1 protein-coding gene is annotated in these 1,227 nt (G+C 40.4%); it reads left to right on the top strand.

The window, feature by feature from the left end; translation table 11 throughout:
• The first annotated feature begins 209 nt into the window (after window positions 1–209).
• Window positions 210–1,211 (top strand): IS110 family RNA-guided transposase, encoded by a 1,002-nt coding sequence (locus ACYVAA_RS22900; protein ID WP_460546404.1) that lies wholly within the window; start codon window positions 210–212, stop codon window positions 1,209–1,211.
• The last annotated feature ends 16 nt before the right edge of the window (window positions 1,212–1,227 follow it).

The raw sequence follows: 1,227 nt of genomic DNA, 5'->3' as shown, positions 1-1,227 counted from the left end.
ACCTTAGGTTTGAGTGGTTGAAAAATGGAATGTTTTGAAGTATAATTGAAGCCCCGTCAGTGACCCAGCGATAGCCTTAGATGTAAGAGATCTAACCCGATATTTGGGACTGACAGGCTTTAAGAACCAAGACCTGTATAAGATATCAGCCAAACCTATTAAGGTTATTAGGTAGCGGTTCTTTACTTCAATTATCTAACAACGAAAGTATGCAATTTGAATTATTTATTGGAATTGATGTAAGCAAATTAACCTTGGACATTGCTTTTCTAAACCAGGATGCGGAAGTGGAAAGTTTTAAAATTGAAAACAAACCCTTGTCGATCAAACGTTTTTTAAAAAAACTATCCAAGCAACTGAACATGGAAAACTCTTTGGTCTGTGCAGAATTCACAGGGCATTATTGTTATCCATTACGTAAAGTCTGTCTGGAAGAGGGCTATTCTCTATGGCTTGAAAGTGGCGCTGAAATCAAGTTACGTTCAGGTGTTACCCGTTATAAAAATGACAAGGTGGACGCCATCCGTATTGCCGATTATGCAAGAAGGCATCAGGACAAAGCGAAAATTCAGAGAACGGAGGACGATGTATTGGAGTCGGTCAGGTCACTGTCTACTGAACGCGAACTGTTTATCAAAGAAAGAGCAAAGTACAGGGCACAAATCAAAGACCTGAAGGGCTTTATGGATGAAGGGCTTTACAAGGCCAGGAAAAAGCGTCTCAAAAAACAGGTAGACTCCTTGACCAAGTTGATCAAGGAAATCGATCTGCAGATCAAGTCTCTATTGGAATCCAGCAAAGAACTGAGCAACCAAAAATCCATACTTACTTCTATAGGCGGAATCGGTGATCAGGTTGCCATCCACACAATTATAGCGACCAGTGCCTTCACTAAATTCAATTCTGGAAGGAAATTCGCCTGTCATGCAGGAGTCGCCCCCTTTGCCTTTGAATCAGGAACAAGTCAACGGTCCCGGAGAAAAGTCTCATACAGAGCCAACATGGATCTAAAAAAATTATTCCATATGGCAGCCTTATCAGCTGTGAAAATGACAGGAGAGTTCAGAGACTATTTTGACAGGAAAGTAGCAGAGGGAAAAAATAAAATGACGGTCATTAATGCGGTGCGGGCAAAACTAATTAACCGAATCTTTGCTCTAGTCCGGGATAACAGAAAATATGAAATTAATTATCAATTAAACCTTGCCTGATCCATAAGAATATCGG

This window comes from Echinicola sediminis (genome assembly GCF_054777495.1).
The sequence above is the reverse complement of the archived record's forward strand: the minus strand, read 5'-3'. Positions and strand labels throughout refer to the sequence as shown.

Bases quoted from the DNA above. Each gene is read 5' to 3' on its own strand.
- ACYVAA_RS22900 (WP_460546404.1), top strand. From the start codon at position 210: ATGCAATTTGAATTATTTATTGGAATTGATGTAAGCAAATTAACCTTG.